This is a genomic window from Nitrospirae bacterium YQR-1 (genome assembly GCA_039908095.1).
In the GTDB taxonomy this organism is placed as follows: Bacteria; Nitrospirota; Thermodesulfovibrionia; order Thermodesulfovibrionales; family Magnetobacteriaceae; genus Magnetomonas.
Genome location: JAMOBJ010000008.1, coordinates 68,602 through 91,721 on the forward strand (window position 1 = coordinate 68,602; position 23,120 = coordinate 91,721).

A 23,120-nucleotide genomic window follows, 5' to 3' on the forward strand; every position below is an offset into this window, starting at 1 on the left:
GGTTAAATTTTTTGAAACTTTAACCTGATTAAAAAATTTTTTTAATCATCACCTGCGTTATGAATTAGTATTGCCACTCCCATGTTTTTTCTTGTCTCATCGGTTATTGAAATAGCGCTGAAGTCTATCTTGTGTTGCAGCCCCTTTTTATTAGTTAGTAAGCTGTTTTTTGAAATAACCATGCCCTCCTGGAGAACTTTCTTTACAGGCTCCTCAGGTGCTACATTGAAAATCCAGGATATATCCCCCCCTATCGCCTCTTTCATAGTCCAGCCGGTTATTGAGGAGGCCTCGGCATTCATAAACGTGACTGTGCCGTTTATGTCCGTAGTTATAAGGGCTGCCGACATGAGTTTCAGTGTTGCCAGCAGCCAGTTTTCACTAGCCTTTAATTTTCTCTCAAGGTTGTGCTTATATACTGCTATTTCGATACCGATTAAAAGCTCCCTCTGTTCAAATGGTTTAAGAATGTAGCCGTAAGGTTCTGTTATTTTGGCCCGTCTCAGCGTATCGTTGTCCGAGTATGCAGTAAGAAATATCACCGGTATGTCAAAAGAGCTGCGAATTTTTTCGGCTGTCTCCACTCCGTCCATGTCGCCCTTCAACACAATGTCCATGAGCACAAGGTCGGGGTCAAGCTCATCGGCTCTCCTCAGAGCATCAGCCCCTGTTGAGACAACATCTACAACCTCGTAACCGAGATCTTTCAACCGGTCGCATATGTTCATGGCTACAATACTTTCGTCCTCCACAACCAGAATCTTAGAATGTGAAAAACTATCGAGATTATCAAGCATTGTCTGTCTCCTCTTTCTTTTGAATCATCTATCTCCTCTTATCATATTTTAATTCCTTAAATTTTATCAAATATTTAGCTCCGGCACATCCATCGTAATCTATGAAGCCCTCCAACTGATCCACCACAAGGGCATAAACAAGCCTCAGACCCAGGGACTTGACACTTTTAAAGTCATACCCCTGTGGCAGCCCCACACCATTGTCTGCTATTGTCAGAGAGTAGTAATCATCAGGAGACCTCTTCAGATAAACACTAAGAAGTCCTTCTCTGCCGTCGCTGAAGGCATACTTAAGTGAATTTGATACAAGCTCATTTATTATTAACCCGCACGGCACAGCCGTATCCACCCCTATGGAAATATCATCTATATCGGTATCCAGAGATATGACGGAGGCGCTTAGATTATACGACTGGTACAGATGATTCAGCAGGCTTGGAACATACCTTGAAAAGTTTATAATGGAAAGGTCCTCGGACTGGTATAATTTCTCATGTATTAAGGCCATGGTTTTAAGGCGGTTCTGGCTGTCTTTAAACATCTCCAGAAGTTCCCTGCTCTCTATGTACTTTGACTGTAAATCAAGCAGGGATGACACTATCTGCAGGTTATTTTTTACCCTGTGGTGGACTTCTTTAAGGAGAACTTCTTTTTCCCTGAGTGAGTGGCTGATTTTCTCCTCCGCCTTTGTTCGTTCATCAATTTCAATTCGGAGTTTTTCATTGGTCTGTTGCAGCTCCGAGGTGCGCTTTTTCACAAGCTCTTCCAGATGGTACCGGTACTTGCGGAGCTCCTCCTCCATCTTAGTACGCACACTTAGCTCTCTTTTTAGGTTTTGTTCAACCTGTTTCAGAGATATGGAGTGTTTCACAAGCCCCTTAAGCTCATAGAGGTTAAACGGCTTATGTAAAAAGGCTCCGATTCCCAGCTCAAAGCACCTCTGCATGTCCTCATCACTGCCGTGGCCGGTAAGAACGATTACCGACGCAGGGTCTTCAGGGGTAAGCTGCAAATATTCTAAAAACTCTATACCATCCATAACAGGCATCTTTAAGTCGAGAATTACCAGTATGGGTTTAATTTTATAGAATAACCTGAGACCCTCCTTGCCGTTTTTTGCCGAGTGGATTTGATATCCGGAATCTTTTAAATGTCTCTTAATAGCCTCTACAACAACCTGTTCGTCATCCAGCACCAGAATCCTGACTCCCTCCGGTTCAGTTGTATTTATTTCAGCCATGGGTGTTTTACCTTCCAACAGTTTCCTCAACCGCAGGGATTTTAATGGTAAAAACCGTTCCCTTGTTTTTTACGGAATCGCATGTGATTGTTCCGTTGTGTTCGCTTATTATTCCATAGACTATGGAAAGGCCCAGGCCTGTGCCTTTACCTACCTCCTTAGTGGTAAAAAAGGGTTCAAAGATTTTATCCAGATTCTCGGCATCTATGCCCGTTGCATTATCGGAAATTTTGGTAACCACCCATTTACGGTCTTCTGAAAGGAATATGTTGACTTTGATGGAAGCATTAGCGGCATTTTTAGGGAAAGCATCCATGGCATTTTGTAGAAGATTGATAAAAACCTGTTCAAGCTGGTTTGCGCTGCCCATTACATAGGACAGCTCACTTTCTACAACTCTCTGAAGTTTAATGTTTTTAAGGCGTATTCTCTCGCCCATAAGCAGCATGGTGTTGTAGAGTACAGTTTCAATGTTTACCGGCGTCAGCTCAAGGTCGTCCCTGCGGCCAAAGGTTCTGAGGTGCTGGATTATATCAACGATTCTTCCAACCTGTTTGTAGGCTGTGGCAGCGTCCTTTTGGATTTCCTTTTCGTCAAGCCGCTGTTTTCTTATATCCAGCAGCAAGCCCTGAATAAAGCTGCTTATGTATGTCAGGGGTTGATTTATTTCGTGGGCTATGCCTGTAGCAATCTCTCCGAGGGTTGCCATCTTTGAGGCTGCCAGCATTTTTAACTGTATTCGCTGGGTTTCATCCTCAAGTTTTTTTATCTCCGTCATGTCGTGGAGCACAATAATGGTTTCATCACTTTTTTTGCCTAATCTGGAGAGGTTTACCAGGGCGGGAATGGTCTGTCCGGTTTTTGTCTTAACGGACATAAACACGTCCTTTGCCTTTTCCTGTATTTGTACCTCCTGTATGACAGACTCCAGATCTTCCGTGAAAATGCTTTTTATATTTTTTCCGACGAGTTCCTTTTCCTTGTACCCCAGCATAAGACAAGCGGCAGAGTTAACCCGTCTGATTGTAAAAGTGGCATTTATAACAAACAGAGCGTCGGTAAGGGAGGTGAGGACACTTTCTAAGTATGAGGCAGCATGGTAGAGTTGGGCTGTACGTTCCTTTACCCTGAGCTCTAAGTCGTCATTGAGGCGTTTAAGAGTATCCTCAGCTTTTTTTATTTCCGTTAGATCGTGGAAAATCCCGCGTGCAGCGGAGGGCTTTCCTTGCTCGTAACTATAGCTTACACTTCCGAGAACCGATATATGGCGGCCTTGTTTTGTAATAAACACTGTTTCAAACTTATTTGCGTGCCCTGTGGTCAGAATCTCGTGAAGTACACTTTCGTATTCCCTGAGGTAATCAGGATGAATTATTTCCGACATGTTAAGAGTTTGGACTTCCGCCGCATCATAACCGAGGGTTTGCAGCCATGAGAGGTTGACGTATTTAAAGCTGCCTTCCATGTCAACAATCAGAATCATATCGTAGGCGTTATCAAAGAAATCGGCAAGTTGTTCTTTATTTTTTCTGAGAGCCTCCTCGGCAAGTTTTCTTTCCGTTATATCCGTTATGAGGCCGTCATAGGCTATGAGGGTGCCCTCTTTGCTGTGCCGTGGCACAGGGGTGTTTCTGACCCATCGGATAGTGCCGTCTTTGTGAACGATTCTGTGTTCTACGGATTGAACCTGCTCACCTCTTAGCACTTTTTCAGCCATAGTGGAAGCCCAGTGGCGGTCCTCGGGGTGTATCATCTGATACCACAGAAACGGATCCCGCCGATAGTCCTCGGAAGTGTATCCGGTTACGGCAACACAGCCCGGCCCGTGGGCTGTGGATACTGCACGCCCATCAACAACATCCACAGTGTATATGTAATCGGTGGTGGCATTTAGCAGACGTTTGTAGCGGTTCTCACTGAGTTTCAGAGCCTCATCGGCACGGCGATGTTCGGTTATATCTGAAATAAGACCGTCATAGGCAATAAGTGTACCGTCTTTACTGTGGCGTGGGACTATGGTGTTTCTAACCCACCGGACTGTACCGTCTTTGTTGATTATCCGGTGCTCTATGGAGGGGATTGTCTCTCCGTTGAGGACTCGTCTGTTTGTCTCCATGACTGTGTGGCGGTCCTCAGGATGTATCATCTGATACCACAAAAACGGGTCCCTCTCATACTCCTCGGTCGTATAGCCGGTTACGGCAATACAGCCCGGCCCGTGAGTGGTTGACACCGCCGCCCCTGCCTGCACCTCTACGGTGTAAATATAATCAGTAATTGCACCGACTATACTCTTGTAGCGGGCCTCACTTAATATTAAAGCCTCTTCTATTAATTTACGTTCGGCTATCTCCTGGTGAAGTTTTTTATTTATGTTATCCAGCTCTACAGTGCGCTGATAGACCCGCTCCTGAAGGTCTATATTGCTCTCAAACAGAGACGTTATGTTGCTTTCAACGCGGTCTTTCAGGGATTTCCTGAGGTTTTCCACAAATGAGAGCTTATTCCGTATTGTCTTTATTTTGTCATCCAACTCTTCACTTATCATGTTATAAAACTCCGTTGTTGAGGTCCGTTAAGTCATGTTAAATTATAGCACATGTAAAGTTTTTTTACCGTGCGTTAAAACACCGATTTATTAGAACATACCGCAATAATTTTGCTCTTGCCCTTTTGGCAGGAATATTCTATATTATACTCTTAACAGGAAACATTTAGTACTATAGCAGAGAAAGCGAGGGTTAAAAATTGCATTACTTTACTTACAAAGATGGCCGCCTACATGCAGAGGACGTCCCGGTTGAGACGTTGGCGGCAGCTTATGGAACTCCCCTGTATGTTTATAGCTATAAAACGCTGCTGAGGCATTTTAAGGCATATGATGAATCTTTTAAGGATTTTCCACATATAATTTGCTTTGCCCTTAAGGCAAATTCCAATGCAGCAATTCTTAAGCTCTTTGCCAAAGAGGGCGGCGGGGCGGATATTGTCTCAGGGGGCGAGTTATTCCGTGCCAGAGGGGCCGGGATTTCCCCGGAAAAAATCGTCTATGCCGGAGTAGGCAAAAAAGAAGATGAAATAGCGTATGCCCTAAATGAAAACATCTTAATGTTTAATGTGGAATCCGAACAGGAGCTTGCCGTAATTGACAGGGTTGCCTCCCACCTGGGTAAGCGTGCAAGGGTGGCACTGCGAATAAACCCTGACATTAACCCTCAGACACATCCCTACATATCGACAGGGTTAAAGAAAAACAAGTTTGGAATTCCATATGAGGGCGCCCTTGAGTTTTATAAACTGGCGTCTAAACTTAAAAACATAGAGATTGTGGGTATCCACAAACATATCGGCTCTCAGATTATTAATATAACACCGTTTCTTGATGCGCTAAACAGGATAGTGGTTCTTATAGACCAACTGAAAGCAGCAGGGATAGGCATTAAATATCTTGATATAGGGGGCGGCCTTGGTATTCAGTACCTGGATGAGGTACCGCCGCATCCTGAGGACCTGGCCAAAAAGGTGATCCCAATTGTTGCCGGACGGGATATTACCATTATCATGGAGCCCGGACGCACACTTGTCGGAAACGCAGGGATTCTCTTAACGAAAGTGTTATATGTTAAAAAAGGCGCCGACAGGGATTTTGTAATTGTAGATACCGGCATGAACGACCTTATGAGACCCGCCATGTACGGCGCTTATCATCACATCATGCCGGTAAAAAAAACGAAACGAAAAAACGTATTTGCCGATATAGTGGGCCCTATATGCGAATCCAGTGATTTTGTGGGTAAAGACAGGGAAATTCCGGGTTTTGAGCCCGGCGAGCTTGCCGCTGTTATGAGTGCCGGGGCCTACGGCTCCTCCATGAGTTCCAACTACAACAGCAGACCCAGGGCCGCCGAGGTTATGGTAAAAGACAATCAACCCTACCTTATACGCCAAAGGGAAACATATGAGGACATTATCCGCGGTGAGAATATCCCGGACTTTTTAAAATAAAATTATGGTGTGCTGAGTATGAAAGTTAAATTTACAAAAATGCACGGGCTCGGGAATGATTTCGTGCTGTTTGATTTAATAGCCGATACGCAGCTTCATAATATCCCACATCTGCAATGGAGCACCTTAGCAAAGAAGCTATGCAACAGACACTTTGGCATAGGTGCAGACCAAATCCTTCTACTTTCTAAAGCAGACAATGCCGGCTTTTCTATGCAGATTTTTAATGCCGACGGCTCGGAGATTGAGATGTGCGGAAACGGCATCAGATGTCTTGCAAAGTATATATGGGATGAAGGTCATTCAAACGCTGAGATGCTAAGTATTAAAACCCTTGCCGGGATCATAAGGCCGCTGAAAGCCGGCGGGCTTGTCATCGTTGATATGGGAGCGCCTGAGCTTGACGGTAGGAAGATTCCTGTTAATATGGACGGCAATATTGTTGACTACCCGCTTGAGGGCAACGATATGGTGTTTAATATAACCTGCGTATCCATGGGTAACCCGCACGCCGTTATTTTTGTTGATAATGTGGACTCCTATCCGGTTGAGTCAGTGGGCCGTTCAATAGAGACTAACAAGTTTTTCCCAAAACGAACCAATGTTGAATTTATAGAGGTGCTAAACAGAGGTGAGATAAAAATGCGGGTGTGGGAGCGCGGCTCGGGGGAAACACTTGCATGCGGTACAGGGGCATGTGCATCAGTTGTAGCCGCCGCCCATAAAAGATTAACAGACAGAAAAGTAAGAGTACACTTAAAGGGCGGCGATCTGGACATATCGTGGTGTGACAATAATATTGTCCAGATGACAGGCCCTGCCGTCACCGTCTTTACAGGTGAGATTGATATTGAAATATTGGAATTTATTGATAAATAACAGGAGGAAATGGGTATGTTTAAAGGATCAATTGTTGCGATAGTAACACCGTTTAAAAACGGTAAATTTGATGAAAAAGCGTATGGTGATTTAATTCAGTGGCATATAAAAGAAGGCACATCGGCAATAGTACCCTGCGGAACCACAGGGGAGTCGGCCACGCTTGAGTATGACGAGCACTACCGTGTTATACAGGCGGCAATTGAAGCTGCTAACAAAAAAGTTCCCGTAATAGCCGGCACGGGGGCAAACGCCACCGAGGAAACCATTAAAATGACCAAAGAGGCTCAGAAACTTGGCGCAGACGCCTCTTTGCTGGTCTGCCCATATTATAACAAACCCTCTCAGGAAGGTCTGTATCGCCACTATAAGGCGGTAGCCGAGGCAGTTGATATTCCAATAGTTCTGTATAATGTTCCCGGCAGGACCGCTCTGAATATGCTGCCACAGACTGTGGCAAGGCTTGCTGAGATTAAAAACATCGTAGCAATCAAGGAAGCCTCCGGTGATATGAGACAAGTAAGCGAGGTAATCAGGCTTTGTGGGGATAAGATAACTGTAATATCAGGCGATGACTTCACAACCTTTGCACTTATGATGCTTGGCGGTAAGGGGGTAATATCGGTATCCGCAAACGTCATGCCTAAGGAGGTGGCCTCGATGTGTGCTGCAATTGAAAGCGGCAACATTGCCGATGCCCTTGCCGTACACTACAAACTTGACATATTAAATGCCGCCATGTTTATAGAAACCAACCCGATACCGGTAAAAACATCGCTTGCCATGATGGGTAAGATACAGGAGGAGTTCAGACTGCCCCTCTGTGAGATGTCAAAGCCCAACAGGGATAAACTAAAAGAGGTTCTTTCGTCTTATAGTTTAGTTTGATTCACAGGGCTGCGGAACTATTATAAAAAGTGTGGCACAGGCTATATCCTCTCTGTTGGAGCAGGCTTACAGATGGCTCCACAGTGTTTGGGATATGGAAAATGCTTGTAACTAATCACTACTAATACCAAGTTGCATTCAATCGTCTAACTTTGTTGGCATAGTCGAAATCTCCTTGACGCCTCCCCTAAAGGGTAGGCGTCCCCTTCTCCCAGCCGCCTGTGTTTACTTCTGAATGCAACTTGGTATAAGTGATTGACAAAACGGAGCTTTTTCATTTATGATTTATACCTTAATCATGGAAAAATTCTTTGCACTGTAAGGAGGTCCCTATATGGGAAACCAAATAACAAATAAAGCAGGACTCTTAGGAATCACAACTTTAATTATCACAGTATGTATAATTTCCACGTTACTTCTTGTTGCCGGCTTGAAAATTGAAAGCACTAAAATTATTGTTATCGTATCTGCAATTGCCGCTGTGCTGACATCCGTAGTTGTTTATGCAGCGGTCATGTTTTTTCTTAACACAACGATATCGCGGGGCGCTGAAGAGGTACAACAGCATCCACAGCAGGCGGCTCTGCCGGCCTGTGATGCAAAGGTTGCGCAGGTGCTTTCAGTGTTGCAGAAAAAGGGGCGTCTCATTGACTTCCTGCAGGAGGATATCAGCGACTTCACAGACTCGCAAATAGGACAGGCAGTGCGGAGCATTCATCGCGGCTGCAAAGAAGCCCTGGTCGAGTATCTCAGAGTGGAACCCATAATGGAGCAGATGGAGGGACACAGAGTTACAGTTTCATCCGGTTTTGACCCTTCCACTATTACATTGACGGGCAACGCTGGGACAAATCCACCTTTTTCAGGCAGAGTTATACATCCAGGATGGCGTCTTGCCGAGAACAAATTGCCTGAACTCCTAAAGGGCAGAGACCAGTTTGTCATAGAGCCGGCAGAGGTAGAAATATTATAAGGTATCGACAGTGTGTATAAGAAATACGTTTTTTATAAAACGTAAGCGAGGTAGTAAACTATGACAAAGTCCAGGTACATTGTGGGTATAGACCTTGGAACTACTAACACAGTGGTAGCTTACATTGATACGGAGGATCCCAATCCGGCACCTGTAGTATTTGAGATTCCACAGATAACTGAAATAGGTGTGGTGGAAAAATTTATGATGCTTCCGTCATTTCTGTACATTCCAACAGAGTCGGAAAAACCTGAAACCAGCTTTGCTCTGCCATGGGGCAGCCCAACCGATGCGGTTGCCGGTGTATATGCCGGCAAGAGGGGAGCACAATTGCCAAACCGGTTGATATCCTCAGCCAAGTCGTGGCTTTGTCATGCAGCTGTGGACAGAACATCGCCGATTCTTCCGTGGGGTTCCCCTGAAGATGTGCAAAAGTTATCGCCGCTTGAGGCATCATCGAGGTATCTGTCTCACATAAGGGCGGCATGGGATGCACATTTTGGTAAAACCAGTCAATTAAGTGCTCAGGACATTTATCTGACGGTGCCGGCGTCTTTTGATGCCGCATCCCGGGAATTTACAGTAAAGGCAGCGGAAATCTCCGGCTTAAATAATGTAACCCTTGTGGAGGAACCCCTGTCAGCCTTTTACTTTTGGCTTAACAAACACATGGATATCTGGCGCAAAACCCTGAAAGTGGGTGATATTGTGCTGGTTTGTGATATAGGGGGCGGCACGACGGATTTCACCTTGATAGAGGTACAGCAAGAGGGAGGGGAGCTGTCCCTTCACAGGATAGCGGTTGGGGAGCATATTCTTCTGGGCGGCGATAATATGGATTTGATGTTAGCTTTCATATTAAAAAAGAAATTTTCCGCCCGCGGCGTCAGCCTGGATAACTATCAGATGTTGGGATTAGTTCACGGTGCACGGCAAGCAAAGGAGATCATGCTAAACAATGCTGAGGCGGAGGAAAGCTATAAGATATCGGTGTTGGGAAGGGGCAGGTCGGTTATTGGAGGTACAATAGAGACGGAGCTCAGCCGTGGAGACCTTGAAACGGCGATTTTAGATGGTTTTTTTCCTTTTATCACAATTGATGAGATGCCTGTTGAAAAACGCTCATCAGGTTTTAAGGAAATCGGCCTTAATTATGCATCTGATTCAGCAGTGACCAGGCATCTGGCTAAGTTTTTGAGCCGCCATGCACATCAGGACGGAGGGTTTATTAAACCGACTAAGATTCTCTTCAACGGAGGAGTTACAAAAGCTGCTGCTGTGAGGGAGAGACTTATTAAGATAATATGCGGCTGGCTGGAGTTACCTGAGGGGGAGACGATTACCGTTCTTGAGGGGACGGAGCCTGACTTAGCGGTTTCTCAGGGAGCATCCTGTTACGGTTATACAAAGCGCGGTAATGGAATCAGGGTAAGGGGTGGAGCCGGCCGCTCATATTACATAGGGTTAGAGGCGGCAATGCCGGCAGTGCCCGGTATGGAGCCCCCGGTTAAGGCACTGTGTGTGTGTCCGATAGGGATGGAGGAGGGAACAGATGTGAGGGTGCCGGGGCAGGAATTTGGCCTGGTAGTCGGAGAGCATGTGAAATTCAGGTTTTTCAGCTCAACAGTAAGAAGAGACGACACTGTGGGGGCTATTGTGGATGAATGGATTAGCGGTGAAATAGAGGAGTTATCTCCTGTTGAGACTACCCTGCCGGCGGAGGAAAATGCCGGTGCTCTCGTACCGGTAACACTACATTTATATTTAACAGAAGTAGGCACACTATCAATATTTTGCGAATCCACTGACGGTAAAAATAAGTGGAAACTCGAGTTTAACGCAAGGGATGAAGGTTGATACATACCCTTCAGTTATCTTTCTCTGATTGTAATAGCCACAACCGTTGGGAGTGTATGGGGCTCTGGTGTCCCCCCCGGACTTCAAATCCGGTGTTTCCTGCCAAAAGTGGGAAGGGTGGGTTCGATTCCCACACGCTCTCGCCAAATTAATACCAAGTTGCATTCATTCGATTAACTTTGTTGGCTTCGTCAAAAGCTCCTATACGTACTAAAAGTACGCCTGTATTTACTTCTGAATGAAACTTGGTATAAATGCCATAGTTTTACTCATCTGCCGCAAGCTTTACCGCAATGGCACAAATGCTGATACACCAAAGAGTAAAAGAGCCCAAATACTCTTTATTGTTAATATAAAACCATCTATACCTAAAATATAAAGTCCCAGATGATTTCTGAGCTGAAAAACAAAACAAATCATAACAATAAAAAATAAAATATCGATATTATTTTTAATCTTATTTGTTTCTTTGCTCCTTTTCATTTAAGTAAACACATTATACCAAGTTGCAGTCAAAAGTATCAGGGTGAAATAGAAGTAAATTATAACGAAATGGTCATGAAATGCCGCTCTAACGAGAAGTATATTACTACGTATTATTCAAACAAAAAAATCAAAAGATTCTTATTATTTGAAGAGCAACTCTGTTACTGACAGGATTTACTAAAATGTGAAATTATTTTTACGTTGTGTTATAATTTATACAATATGGCACTTTTAAATATTATTCAAACTGGAGAATCTCTCACAAAATCAAAAGTAGCTCCGTCTGCAATTGTTGAGACAGGGGAGAATCAGGCTTCATATGGAGTTTTGCCTGAAACCATTGAGGATAGACTCAATGATGATGAATTCAGTAAAGCAATGACAGCCCTTGAAGCTATATGGAGCGCTTGTCCCGACGACCTTCCAGAAGATATTTCCATAAAACATGATCATTATTTATCAGGAGTGAAATGATGGTATTTGCAGATACCTCCGCTCTTTTTGCTCTTTTTAACCCCAACGATAATTTACATCAAAGCGCCTTAGAATGGTTCAAGAATTCCCGTCCGAAACTTGTTCTAACTGATTACATCATAGATGAACTACTGACTTTAGCTATGACTCAAAAAAACAAATAATTTGCATTAGAGATAAGTAAAAATGTTCGGAAATTACTCTCTACAAAAGTCATGAAGATTACGGAAGAGGACTTTAATGGCGCTTGGGATGTTTTTGATAGTCGCCAGGATAAGTCTTGGAGTTTTACAGATTGTACCAGTTATGTTTTTATAAATCGAACGGGTATTCAAACTGCATTCGCTTTTGATAAGCATTTTGACCAGTTTAGTTTAGTCACCAGAGAACCCGCCGTTTAAACAAAAATACTTATATTATAAAATAAGGAAATATTATGAGTGCCCTCTGCGAGATTCGAACTCACGGCCCCAGGATTAGGAATCCTGTGCTCTATCCTGCTGAGCTAAGAGGGCAGCCTTATTCAGTTTACAAGTTTTATTTTACTGTTGTCAATTAAATTATGGGGACACCGGTAAATGTCAATAAACGAGCACCTGCGATGAGAAATTACAAGAAAACGCAGAGCAAAGTGAAACGGGTGTGAAAACAGAAATAAATTAATCTAAGTTTAAATTTATTTAGCAAAAAAGTTTAAAAAAAAGTTAAAACAATAAGGCCGATCGTACTAATATCTTAATTTTTAGAACACTTGCACCTTCATTGAGATTTGCCGGTACTCTATACAACATTACTTAAAGCGAGGTAACAGGTTTTGAAACACCTTAGCCGCCCACATTACAATCCTTATAGATTAGAAAACAGGCTGTGCAGGGGGACACAGCCTGTTCTTTTGAGGAGGTGTGAAGTAAAGGAGAAACTTAAAGTATCATATCATTAAATATTTGTCAAGTATTTTAATGCCCCTGAAAGCCGAAAGAGAGGTAAGAAAAGATAGCAAAGTGTTTGAAGGTAAAAGGAATTCTGGTAATGGAGAAATCACCGGAGGGGTTAAGAAGAAGAAAATTAGAAGAAAAGAAATATTTAAATATCGGTATCCTCATTCGCCGTAAAGATAGTAGCTTACGGGTAAAGCTGTGGAAGACAACCCAAGGCGCAAAACAGCTCAACTGAGCAAGGGTTGCTACTATGTTGAAATGCAAGCCCTCTTTTTTCTTTTCTAAATTTTCTCTAAAAATTTAGCAGTAGAGCCTGTGGGAATGTTAATAACTCGCAGAGTTATTAAAGTGCTTGTTAGTAGTGTTGATAACTCAAAGAGTTACCAACACTACTAATAGCACGTCATTTCCATAGGCCATCTTTTGTTTTTCCATCTTTATTTTCCATTAAAGCTCACCAGATTATTATCACCGGCGAGTCCTAATTGACATGTTGTGGTAGAGGGTTTATAATGTTTATATGGATAGTAATTTATTAAATATTAAAGAGGCGTCAGAATACCTGAGAATAAGCAGCGCAACACTGTATAATCTGATGAAAAAAGATGTATTAAAAACTGTCAAAATTGGTAAGCGAACTCTTTTTGATAAAAAAGACATAGATACATTCATAGAGCAAAGTAAAAGAAACTGACATTTCAGGAGTAATTGATATGGCACGTCGAGCAAAAACGCACACACCAGGAGAGGCCTTAAGGTATTTGGCCAATGCACGGGAATTGTTAAGCAAAATTCCAGTAGATGGCGACTTTTATGCCGATACCAAACCTGTAAGAGAAGCCTTTGGAACGGCTTATTTGGCTGTCTTAGAGGCCATAAATGAGGTGTTGATAAAGAAAGGATTAACCGTCAAAGAACTACCAAACTCTGTAGATGGTTACAGGGCAGCCTTACAAAAATATGTGTCGGTACATAACGGAAAACTGTTAAAAGACTTTGAACGTCTTTATGAGGCCTTACATATTGCCGGCTACTACAGAGGGTTTATAATTGATACAAACGCCGTCAAGGATTATTTTAAGACAACAGAGCGGTTTATAAAGAAGCTAACACCTCAAGAATAAGGCAATAGTGAGAAGCAAAATGGCAATTGATAAAATAAAAATGGATTTTGATTTAGAAGGTTATATCTTAATGAGCCTTTAGCCATAGTGTATCAGCAAATATTATCCTTTAAAATCAAACACTTAAAAGGTGGAGGCGGCGGGAATCGAACCCGCGTCCGAAAGTACTACTCTTAAGCCGCTACATGCTTAGCCTGTCTTTTGGCTTTAAGACACTAAAGCGCCGACAGACAGGCTCTCAGTGTCCGTATTCCCTTAGGTCTCACGTCTGATACAGGGACCCCCCTCAGACGCCAGCCCGCTTTATGACGCATCTCCCAAATAGCAGGCTTTTCCGGGGATGCGTGCCGCTTTATTTAAGCGGCAAGTGCCAGTTCGTCGTTGGCTTTTGTAAGTTTTTCCGCTTTTTTACGTGACCGCGGAAACACGACATGCTGCTTAAGCCTCATAACCCCCGTCGAATCCATACGCCCCCATAGCGTTTAACTCATCTCTCTGTCCATCTCTCTCCGTATATCACGCTCCTTTATCTGTTGCCGCTTTTCATACTGTCTCTTACCCTTTGCCAACCCTACCTCCACCTTTACGTAGGGCCCCTTAAAATATACCTTAAGCGGGATTAACGAATACCCCTTCTGGGCACTCTTACCTGTCAACTTTAAGATTTCCTTTATATGCAACAACAACTTCCTGGTCCTCAGAGGCTCATGGTTCATTATATTGCCATGGCTGTAAGGACTTATGTGGCAATTCAGTAAAAATGCTTCTTTGTCTTTTACTACTACATAACTGTCTCTTAAATTTATCCGGCCCTCTCGTATGGCCTTTACCTCTGTGCCCTTTAAACTCAGCCCTGCCTCAAGGCTCTCCTCTATTGTATAATCATGGTACGCTTTTTTATTCTGAGCCGCTAGTTTCATAACTTTATTATAACATTTTTTAAAACTTAACTGATACTGATATATTTGAAGATAATTGGTTTTTTGGGAGAACATATACAAATTCATAATTTCTTCACAATTACTTTTTATAATACACACTTAGACTGTGTTAAAATAGACAACCCCGGATTAAGGGAAATAAAAGCAAAGGAGGTTTCACAATTGATGAACAATTTAAGAAAAATAATGATGGTTGTTTTGGTAATGGTCGTTACGTTTGCTTTGACAGCAACAGGCTCAGAAGCAAAGAATACAAAGATGACAAGCAAAGCCGGACAATATACGGTTGCAATGACACTTGACAAGGGTGACCCTGTGGTTGGAGACAACATAGCAACCATAGAGATAAAAGACATGGAAGGCAAATACGTTTTAGATGCAAAGGTTGTAGTGGAATACTCGATGCCCGCCATGCCCGGAATGCCCGCTATGAATTACAAGGCCAAAGCGAAGTCCAATGCTGAACAATACATTGCAACAATGACTCTGCCTATGGCCGGCGCTTGGAATATAGCAGTTAAAATAACCAGAGACGGCAAGACTGAGTCGGCAAAGTACAATGTGGATGCTAAGTAAAACGCCCATTTTATTAATTGCATTTTTTCTTTTGGCTACTCCTGCGTTTGCCGTAGCGGAGCTTGACCTTGACACATTAGTTACAGAGGCGCTGATAGAAAACCACGAAGTGCTTATGGCAAACGAGAAGGTATTCACTGCTGAGTTCAAAATCCCACAGGCTGGTGCGCTCCCCGACCCGATGTTTATGTTTGGTTACCAAAATGAATCATGGAACAGATATACTTACGGGGAGATGCAGGACGCACAGTGGATGTTTTCCCTGTCACAGACGTTTCCATTTCCCGGCAAACTTGCCCTCAAAGAGGAAATGTTGACAAAGGAGAGCCTCTCACTTAAGGAGTCAGCCAGGGGTGTAAAGTTTCGCACCGTGGCAAGGATTAAGGAACTCTACTACAGTTTGCTTTATTCCACGCTCCTTGTTGATACTATACAAAAGCGGATGACTCTTTTTTCAAGGGTTGAGGATGCCGCACTTGCCAGATACTCTTCCGGCATGGGCTCCCAACAGGACGTCCTGATGGCTCAGACTGAAAAATATATGGCTATTGAAAAAGAGATAATGGAAAAACAACGCTTGCAGAGCCTTGAGGGAATGCTTAATGTAACAATGGGCAGAGAGGTGAACTCTCCGCTGGGAAAACCTGTCAAAAAAACGGTAGTCTCCTATAAGCACACTCTGGAAGAATTGATAAAAGCAGCCTATGACAACTCCCCTGAAATAAAAGCCCGTGAAAAGATGCTGGAAGTCGCAGCAACTAAAATCGCTATGGCTAAGAAGGAGTTTTACCCTGACGTTACTCTTAGTGCCGCAGTGGCTAAAAGGACACCCCCGTTTGAGGACATGTGGTCTCTTACCGCAACCGTCAATATCCCAATATTTTATAAACAGAAGCAGGAGATGGGTGTGATGCAGGCACGCTCTGAAGCATCCTCAACAACACATGAGCTTGACGCATACAAGTACATGGTCTCATCGGCACTCAGAGAGCTTCTCTCTATGGTTAAAGCCGCTGAGACACTCACTGACCTCTACCAAAATGTGATGATACCAAAGGCATATCAGGACTTTGAACTTTCCCTGAGCAGTTATATCTCAGGCAAGAGCGATGCGCTCACTGTGGTATCAAGATTAAAGTCACTCCTTGACTACGAAATTCTCTATAATAAACAATACACTGAAAGGGAAAAAGCCATTGCACAGATAGAGGCTGTCACTGGGGCGGAGACGCTTACCTCCGGTGCAAAAGGGGAGCAGTTGAAATGAAAAAAAACACGTTTTTCTCAATCTTTCTGATTTTTCTAATTTTCCTGCCATATATGCTTAGTGCTGCAGATAACTCAACGCCGGCGGACACTGAGGAGTCAACGATAGAGGTGCCGGATGCTCAACGGCGGCTTATCGGCGTAAAAGTTGTGCAAGCCGCCAAAAAACAATTTACCAAAACCATAAGAACAGTGGGCACTGTGGAATATGACGAACAGAGGCTTGCCACGGTCAATACTAAAATCGAGGGTTGGATAGAAAAACTACACGTGGATTACACCGGCAGATATGTTAAAAAAGGTGAGCCTATGGTGGAACTCTACAGCCCCGAAATTGTCGCCACCCAACAGGAGTTTTTAAACCTATCGCGTTGGGCTAAGAGCACACACGGGGCAAATGACGGCACAAAGTCCGGGGAATCCTCATATTCCGATATGCTTGCCAAAGATACCGGCTCTATAGTGGCAGCTGCTAAAATGAGGCTCAGGTTTTGGGATATAACTGATGCCCAGATTAAACGCCTTGAGGAAAAGGGGCAGTTAACCAAAACCATGACCATCTTTAGTCCTGTCAGCGGCTTTGTTACAGAAAAGCGTGCAGTGCAGGGAATGAAAGTGATGCCCGGGGAGAAACTCTTTGACGTTGCCGATCTCTCAACCCTGTGGCTTATAGCGGATATTTACGAAAACGAGCTGCCGCTTATTAAAACAGGGCAAAGCGCTAATATCACATTAAGTTCTTTTCCGGGTAAAGTAATAAAATCCAAACTGGACTACATATATCCAGGCATATCGGCGGATACTCGCACTGCCAAAGTGCGCTTTATCATAAAAAACCCTGAAGGACTGTTAAAGCCCAGGATGTATGCCAATGTGGAGCTTGCGATAGAGCTGGGACAGCGGCTCTGCGTGCCTGAGGATGCTGTCCTTGACACCGGCAAACGGCAGTTGGTGTATGTGGATAAGGGAGAGGGCAATTATGCCCCCCGCATAGTCAAGGTTGGAATCAAAGCCGATTCGATGGTAGAAATCACGGAGGGGCTACAGACCGGAGAGCGGGTTGCCGCAGGGGCCTCCTTCCTTCTTGACTCAGAGGCACAACTTAAGGGCATAATGCCGGTGCAGGGCAAATGATAGCAAAGATTATTGAGTATAGCGGAAGAAATAAATTTGTAATATTCCTTCTTATAACGTTTTTAATAATATGGGGTTTGTGGGCGTTAAAGCGTACCCCTTTGGATGCAATACCTGATTTAAGCGACACACAGGTGATTATATATGCCGACTGGAGCGGCAGGAGTCCCGACCTTGTAGAGGATCAGGTCACTTACCCGATAACGTCCACACTGCTTGCCGCTCCAAAGGTTAGCGCAGTGCGCGGGTATTCGTTTTTGGGAAGCTCCTTCATTTATGTGATATTTGAAGAGGGTACGGATATTTACTGGGCACGGAGCTGGGTGCTGGAGTACTTGCAGGGGGTAAGGAGCAAGCTGCCCCAGGACGTTAATCCTGTGCTGGGCCCGGATGCCACAAGTCTCGGCTGGGGATTTTCCTATGCCCTTGTTGACGACTCAGGCCGGCATAACCTTGCCGAGCTTCGCTCCATGCAGGACTATAACATAAAGCTTGCCATAGAGAGTGTAAGTGGCGTATCACAGGTGGCAAGCGTGGGCGGGTTTGTTAAACAGTACCAGGTAAGTATAGACCCTAACCGCCTGTTGGCTTTTAATCTTCCATTAAACAGGGTTATCGAGGCCATAAGGAAAAGTAACAAAGACGTAGAGGGACGTGTTGTGGAGTACTCCGGGGCGGAGTACATGGTCAGAGGCCGGGGCTATATCAAAAACTTAAAAGACGTAGAGGATATCCCTGTGGGTACAAACAGTGTGGGCACCCCTGTGTATGTCAGGGACATCGGGAAGGTGGGGCTGGGGCCTGAGATTCGCCGCGGCGTCGCCGAACTTGACGGCAAAGGCGAGGTGGCAGCAGGCATAGTGGTAGTGCGCTTTGGTGAAAATGTCTTAAGTGTTATAGAGCGTGTTAAGGAAAAAATCAAAAGAGATATAGAGCCAAGTCTGCCCGAGGGAGTTAAAATTGTTGTCACCTACGACCGCTCGAAACTCATCCACAGGGCAATTGATACTCTCAAAGAGGAGATTATCAAGCTCTCCATTGCCGTAAGTGTTGTCTGCATAGTGTTTTTGTTTCACTTGCCAAGTGCTCTGGTTGTAATTCTGACCTTGCCGGTTGCCATAATAATGTCCTTTATAGCGATGTCATATTTGGGGGTTACATCAAACATAATGAGCTTAAGCGGTATCGCCATAGCGATAGGCGCAATGGTGGATGCCTCAATCATAATGGTGGAAAATGCACACAAGAAACTGGATGAGTGGGAATCTCACGGCTCAAAAGAAAGCAGGTTTGAAGTTATCCTTGAGGCGGCCAAAGAGGTAGGCCCGTCTTTGTTTTTTGCATTACTTGTAATAACGGTGGGGTTTTTGCCGGTTTTTACTTTACAACAACAGGCGGGAAGGCTGTTTAAACCCCTTGCCTATACTAAGACATTTGCGATGCTGTTTTCATCTTTTTTAGCGGTAACACTCACTCCCGTTCTTATGACACTCTTTATCAGGGGTAAGATTCGGCCTGAGGAGAGAAACCCGCTTAACATACTGCTGCATAAAGTATATGAGCCGGTTGCAAGGTTTTCACTAAGATTTAAGAAATCTGTTATCTTTGCAGCTGTTATCATTATGGCCTTAACCATCTATCCGTACAAAAAACTGGGAACGCAATTTATGCCCCCGTTGTATGAGGGAACATTGTTTTATATGCCGGTGACAGTGCCCGGGTTGTCAATTTCAGAGTCAGCCAAACTTTTGAATCTCCAGGACAAGATAATAAAAGCAATCCCCGAGGTTGAGCAGGTTTTCGGCAAAGCGGGGCGTGCCGAAACCGCCACAGACCCTGCCCCGGTTGAGATGTTTGAAACGGTGATTAACCTTAAACCTGAGTCACAGTGGCGGGAAGGCATGACGGTTGAGAGCATAAAAAATGAAATGAACTCTGCCTTGAGTGTTCCCGGAGTGTCAAACTCCTTTACAATGCCCATAAAGGCAAGGATAGATATGTTGGCAACGGGGATTCGCACAACTGTGGGTATAAAGGTGCTAGGGCCTAAGCTGGAGGAATTGGAACAGATAGGCCTTGACCTTGAGAAGGCAATAAAGGACTTACCTGGCACAAGGAGTGTATATGCCGAGCGGGTTATGACGGGCTATTTCCTTGATTTCAATGTCAAGCGTGAAGCGGCGGCCAGGTACGGCCTTACGGTTGAGGACGTGGAGATGGTGATACAGTCGGCCATAGGAGGCATGAATGTGACAACCACGGTTGAGGGCAGGGAAAGGTATCCGGTAAATGTGCGCTACTTCAGGGACCTCCGCCGGAGCATTGACGACCTGGGTAAAGTGTTTGTTCCTGTTATGATGCCTGATAAGAAACCAGCCGCCTCCGGCATGGGCGGCGCTTCCGTGGCGGAGTCCGCTGGACTTCTAAGGGTTCCGATGAGTGAGCTGGCTGATATTGAAATTGTAAAAGGGCCAACCAACATTAAAAGCGAGGAGGGGCTTCTTGTCTCCTACGTCTATGTGGATTACTCAGGAAGCGACGTGGGCGGATACGTGGAAAAAGCAAAAGAAAAAGCAAAAGCCGTTCAGTTACCCTCCGGTTACCGCCTGAAGTGGAGCGGTGAGTACGAGTATCTTGTCAAGACATATGAGCGGTTAAAAATAGTTCTTCCGCTGACTGCATTTATTATATTTGTTCTGATTTATTTTAATACGCAATCAGTGGTAAAGACCTTCATAGTGCTCTTAGCAGTGCCGTTTTCCCTTGTGGGATCGTTTTGGCTGTTGTATTTTCTGAATATCAACATGAGCATTGCTGTGTGGGTAGGAATGATAGCCCTTGCCGGCCTTGACGCAGAAACGGGAGTTGTAATGCTTCTGTACCTGGACCTGGCACATGATAAGTGGGAAAACGAGGGACGCCTCAAAACTAAAGATGACCTCAGGGAGTGCATAATGTATGGAGCCGTAAAACGTATCCGCCCTAAAATAATGACGGTCAGCGTAATACTGGCCGGTCTTATTCCGGTTCTCTTCAGCACAGGGGCAGGCTCGGATGTGATGAAAACAATTGCCGCTCCTATGGTTGGTGGTGTTGTCACATCAACCATTCTTGAACTAATCATCTACCCGGCTATTTACTCCATCTGGAAAAGCCGTTTGTTAGAGGAGTGATATTAGGCAACTTCATAGATGTAATACCAAGTAGCAATCAAAAAAATAAAATTAATAAGGGGAAGGACAGGGTCCTTCCCCTTTTACCCCTTCCTGCGAGGGGAATGATTCCCCTCGACCCCCACCAAGGTTTAGTCGCTTTAGGGAGAGTACACCCCGGAGCCTGTGATGATGCCAACAAAGTTAATCGATTGAAGGCAACTTAGTATTAGTTTGCTATTTTGTGCCTGGACTTTTTAACTGTGCCAGTTTTTCCTGTGCTTTTTTAGCATAGTCTGTGTCAGGGTATTTTTTCAGTATCTCCTGATAAAGTGTGGCAGCGTGTTCTTTGTTGTTTTGAACCATTTCAAGCTCCGCCGTGTCAAAAAGCTCCTTTGCCCCTGTGCCGCCACCACTACATGCCGGCAAAATTATTGTAAACATTAGAATTAGTAATGCCAGAAATAATCGTTTCACAGACACCTCCACATTGCTTACGTTTTTATAAGAACAGCAATACTAAGTTGCATCAGAAGTATAACACAGGCGGCTGGGAGAAAGCAACACCTCCCCTTACAGGGGAATTCCCTTTAGGGGAGACGTCAAGGAGCTTTCGAACAAGCCAATAAAGTTAAACGAAAAAAGTAAACTCAGGGAAGATGCTGTAGCTCCTGTAATTCGAAAAAATTATATATAAAGGTTGACATTTTGGAAATAGAACGAATAATATTGGAAGAGATTGACACAAGCTTACCTTACGGTGTTTGGCTTGTAAGGGGTAATCAGATAACTGAAGGTAAAAAATGTTTATTTTGTCTCAAAGTAAAGTGTTTGTTATCTTATATCTGATATGCTCTTTAGCGGTAAGTATTTATTGCACCAATGCATATGCAGAGGATTCCACAGAGACGCATTTGTTTGATGTTGTAAATGCTGTTATCACCAATAACCTCGACATACAGATAAACGCCAGGGATGTAGATTCAGCCAGGGGAGCGTGGCAAAGCGAGGTTGGAGCTTTCGATGAAACCGTTTCAAGCACTTTTGGGTATGCAAGAACAGAAACTCCAAACACAAAATATCAAGCATCTGAACTCCAATCTCCTACAACAAGGGAAAATGTAGCAGAGTATTCTATGGGCGTAAGTAAGAAGTTTCGTTCAGGCATAAGCGTATCACCGACTATTGAACTTACAAAGACAAATGCTCTGTCAAAAGCCGCCTATTATTCAATAGGAGCAGATACAACAAATATGGCTTCTTTTTCGCTTAACGTAACCATACCATTGTTAAAGGGCTCTGGAGCGGACGTTGTGGCAGCCAACGAAAAAGCTGCAAAAATTAACTATGATGCAAGTAAACTCTATCAGAATAACTTTGTTGCCCAACAGGTAGCACAGGCAGTTCAATACTACTGGTCACTGTATAAGATGTTTATTACCCTGCAAATATACAAAGAAACCGAGGACCGAGCAAGACAATTACTTGTAAATACCCAAAAACTAATAGAGCACGGTAACCTCCCGGCGGCAAACATAGAGCAGGTGAAAGCAAATCTGGCCTCTAAGAGAGCAAGCAGAATAAGCTCCGAGCAGAATATTGTGCAGGCACAGGCTGATCTGGGTACTATGATGGGACTTAAAGATAACAGGATTTGGAGGCTTACGCCGGCATCTTTTACAGGTGTTAAGTATGATAATCTTACTGAACTGCAACAGTCTAAAGACGAACAACTAATAGAAATTGCACTACAAAGACGAAATGATTTAGGTTCATTGAAAATGCTGGCTCAAGCACAGGTTATATTGATGGCAGCGGCAAAAAAAAACATGCTGCCTCAGCTTGACCTGACGCTCTCGGGTGGATATAACGGATTGTCGGAGAGAGATTCTTTTAGTGATTATTTTACCGCTTATGGTAAAAACGTGGCTGGGCCAAATGCCTCTGCACAAATAAGCCTTAACTTTCCTTTGAGAAACAATGAAGCCACCGGCGCTTTCATACAACAGAAGGCGGCATATGAAAAGGCGATGCTTAATGTAGATAACACTATTATAACAATCAGAGCTAATGTTATAAACGCTTTGAATCTCTACAGAAATAGCATAAGAAGATATAAGGAGGCTCATGAGAGTGTTGGTTATTATAAAAAAGCAGCAGATAACGAGCATAAGAAACTAAGCATGGGGGCCGCTACGTTAAACAGCACGATTGATATGGAAAATTATTTGACAAATGCCCGGCTTGCCGAGTTGGATGCTGAAAATGCCCTGCTTAACTCAATAATAACTGTCAGATATCAAACAGGTACTGTTTTTTCAAAAGGTGAAGGTAAATTTATGTATAATATAGGCAATCTTATATCGCTACCAAATATAAACGTGGAGTGA

The 23,120-nt window shown here is 43.9% G+C and carries 19 protein-coding genes, 2 tRNA genes and 1 other RNA gene; 15 read left to right on the plus strand and 7 right to left on the minus strand.

The window, feature by feature from the left end; genetic code table 11:
- Window positions 1-41 precede the first annotated feature (41 nt).
- From H7844_06155 to H7844_06165, 3 genes are read right to left on the minus strand one after another with little or no spacing between them, the layout of a single operon-like run.
- Window positions 42-797 carry a response regulator gene (locus tag H7844_06155; GenBank protein MEO5356866.1) on the minus strand — a complete coding sequence of 252 codons (756 nt, stop codon included), beginning with the start codon at window positions 795-797 and terminating at the stop codon, window positions 42-44.
- 28 nt (window positions 798-825) lie between these two features.
- A complete protein-coding gene (locus H7844_06160; GenBank protein ID MEO5356867.1) occupies window positions 826-2,055 on the minus strand; it encodes a response regulator in 1,230 nt (409 codons plus the stop codon).
- Complete coding sequence (locus tag H7844_06165) at window positions 2,045-4,585, minus strand: MEKHLA domain-containing protein (protein ID MEO5356868.1); 2,541 nt, start codon at window positions 4,583-4,585, stop codon at window positions 2,045-2,047. Before H7844_06165 ends, H7844_06160 begins: the two co-directional genes overlap by 11 nt.
- A gap of 200 nt (window positions 4,586-4,785) precedes the next feature.
- Here H7844_06165 and lysA point away from each other — a divergent pair, with 200 nt between their 5' ends.
- From lysA to H7844_06200, 7 genes are all read left to right on the plus strand, one after another.
- Entirely contained in the window at window positions 4,786-6,042 is a 1,257-nt protein-coding gene (lysA, locus tag H7844_06170; GenBank protein ID MEO5356869.1) for a diaminopimelate decarboxylase, read from the plus strand.
- Between the two features lie 18 nt (window positions 6,043-6,060).
- Window positions 6,061-6,921, plus strand: coding sequence for a diaminopimelate epimerase (gene dapF / locus H7844_06175; protein MEO5356870.1), 861 nt, complete (start codon window positions 6,061-6,063; stop codon window positions 6,919-6,921).
- Between the two features lie 15 nt (window positions 6,922-6,936).
- Window positions 6,937-7,809, plus strand: a complete 873-nt coding sequence (gene dapA, locus H7844_06180) for a 4-hydroxy-tetrahydrodipicolinate synthase (protein ID MEO5356871.1) — start codon at window positions 6,937-6,939, stop codon at window positions 7,807-7,809.
- Between the two features lie 334 nt (window positions 7,810-8,143).
- On the plus strand, window positions 8,144-8,782 hold the full coding sequence (locus H7844_06185) for a DUF2760 domain-containing protein (GenBank protein MEO5356872.1): 639 nt from the start codon (window positions 8,144-8,146) through the stop codon (window positions 8,780-8,782).
- 60 nt (window positions 8,783-8,842) lie between these two features.
- Entirely contained in the window at window positions 8,843-10,639 is a 1,797-nt protein-coding gene (locus tag H7844_06190) for an Hsp70 family protein (protein MEO5356873.1), read from the plus strand.
- Window positions 10,640-10,687: 48 nt separating this feature from the next.
- Window positions 10,688-10,785 (plus strand) — tRNA-Sec (locus H7844_06195).
- 562 nt (window positions 10,786-11,347) lie between these two features.
- Window positions 11,348-11,599 carry a hypothetical protein gene (locus H7844_06200; protein MEO5356874.1) on the plus strand — a complete coding sequence of 84 codons (252 nt, stop codon included), beginning with the start codon at window positions 11,348-11,350 and terminating at the stop codon, window positions 11,597-11,599.
- Between the two features lie 441 nt (window positions 11,600-12,040).
- Here the strand turns inward: H7844_06200 and H7844_06205 are convergent.
- A tRNA-Arg gene (locus H7844_06205) sits at window positions 12,041-12,114 on the minus strand.
- 514 nt (window positions 12,115-12,628) lie between these two features.
- Between H7844_06205 and H7844_06210 the strand changes: the two genes are divergently transcribed.
- From H7844_06210 to H7844_06220, 3 genes are all read left to right on the plus strand, one after another.
- Window positions 12,629-12,772 carry a hypothetical protein gene (locus H7844_06210; GenBank protein ID MEO5356875.1) on the plus strand — a complete coding sequence of 48 codons (144 nt, stop codon included), beginning with the start codon at window positions 12,629-12,631 and terminating at the stop codon, window positions 12,770-12,772.
- A 285-nt stretch (window positions 12,773-13,057) separates the two neighbouring features.
- Window positions 13,058-13,231 carry a helix-turn-helix domain-containing protein gene (locus tag H7844_06215; protein ID MEO5356876.1) on the plus strand — a complete coding sequence of 58 codons (174 nt, stop codon included), beginning with the start codon at window positions 13,058-13,060 and terminating at the stop codon, window positions 13,229-13,231.
- 19 nt (window positions 13,232-13,250) lie between these two features.
- The gene (locus H7844_06220; protein MEO5356877.1) at window positions 13,251-13,661 is read left to right on the plus strand and encodes a DUF5618 family protein; all 411 of its coding nucleotides are present in this window, start codon (window positions 13,251-13,253) and stop codon (window positions 13,659-13,661) included.
- A 128-nt stretch (window positions 13,662-13,789) separates the two neighbouring features.
- On the opposite strand, the gene ssrA is transcribed toward H7844_06220, so the two are convergent.
- Together ssrA and smpB are read right to left on the minus strand one after the other, a co-directional pair.
- Window positions 13,790-14,136: a transfer-messenger RNA gene (gene ssrA, locus H7844_06225) on the minus strand.
- 7 nt (window positions 14,137-14,143) lie between these two features.
- Window positions 14,144-14,581: an SsrA-binding protein SmpB gene (smpB, locus tag H7844_06230; GenBank protein MEO5356878.1), complete on the minus strand. Its 438-nt coding sequence runs from the start codon at window positions 14,579-14,581 to the stop codon at window positions 14,144-14,146.
- A 186-nt stretch (window positions 14,582-14,767) separates the two neighbouring features.
- Here smpB and H7844_06235 point away from each other — a divergent pair, with 186 nt between their 5' ends.
- The 4 genes from H7844_06235 to H7844_06250 are packed head-to-tail and all read left to right on the plus strand — an operon-like array spanning window position 14,768 to window position 20,751.
- The gene (locus H7844_06235) at window positions 14,768-15,178 is read left to right on the plus strand and encodes a FixH family protein (GenBank protein MEO5356879.1); all 411 of its coding nucleotides are present in this window, start codon (window positions 14,768-14,770) and stop codon (window positions 15,176-15,178) included.
- Window positions 15,162-16,445, plus strand: coding sequence for a TolC family protein (locus H7844_06240; protein MEO5356880.1), 1,284 nt, complete (start codon window positions 15,162-15,164; stop codon window positions 16,443-16,445). The genes H7844_06235 and H7844_06240 overlap by 17 nt, the downstream gene beginning before the upstream one ends.
- A complete protein-coding gene (locus H7844_06245; GenBank protein MEO5356881.1) occupies window positions 16,442-17,578 on the plus strand; it encodes an efflux RND transporter periplasmic adaptor subunit in 1,137 nt (378 codons plus the stop codon). The genes H7844_06240 and H7844_06245 overlap by 4 nt, the downstream gene beginning before the upstream one ends.
- Window positions 17,575-20,751: a CusA/CzcA family heavy metal efflux RND transporter gene (locus H7844_06250; protein ID MEO5356882.1), complete on the plus strand. Its 3,177-nt coding sequence runs from the start codon at window positions 17,575-17,577 to the stop codon at window positions 20,749-20,751. Before H7844_06245 ends, H7844_06250 begins: the two co-directional genes overlap by 4 nt.
- 216 nt (window positions 20,752-20,967) lie before the next feature.
- On the opposite strand, the gene H7844_06255 is transcribed toward H7844_06250, so the two are convergent.
- Complete coding sequence (locus tag H7844_06255; GenBank protein ID MEO5356883.1) at window positions 20,968-21,207, minus strand: hypothetical protein; 240 nt, start codon at window positions 21,205-21,207, stop codon at window positions 20,968-20,970.
- Window positions 21,208-21,533: 326 nt separating this feature from the next.
- Here H7844_06255 and H7844_06260 point away from each other — a divergent pair, with 326 nt between their 5' ends.
- On the plus strand, window positions 21,534-23,120 hold the full coding sequence (locus H7844_06260) for a TolC family protein (protein ID MEO5356884.1): 1,587 nt from the start codon (window positions 21,534-21,536) through the stop codon (window positions 23,118-23,120).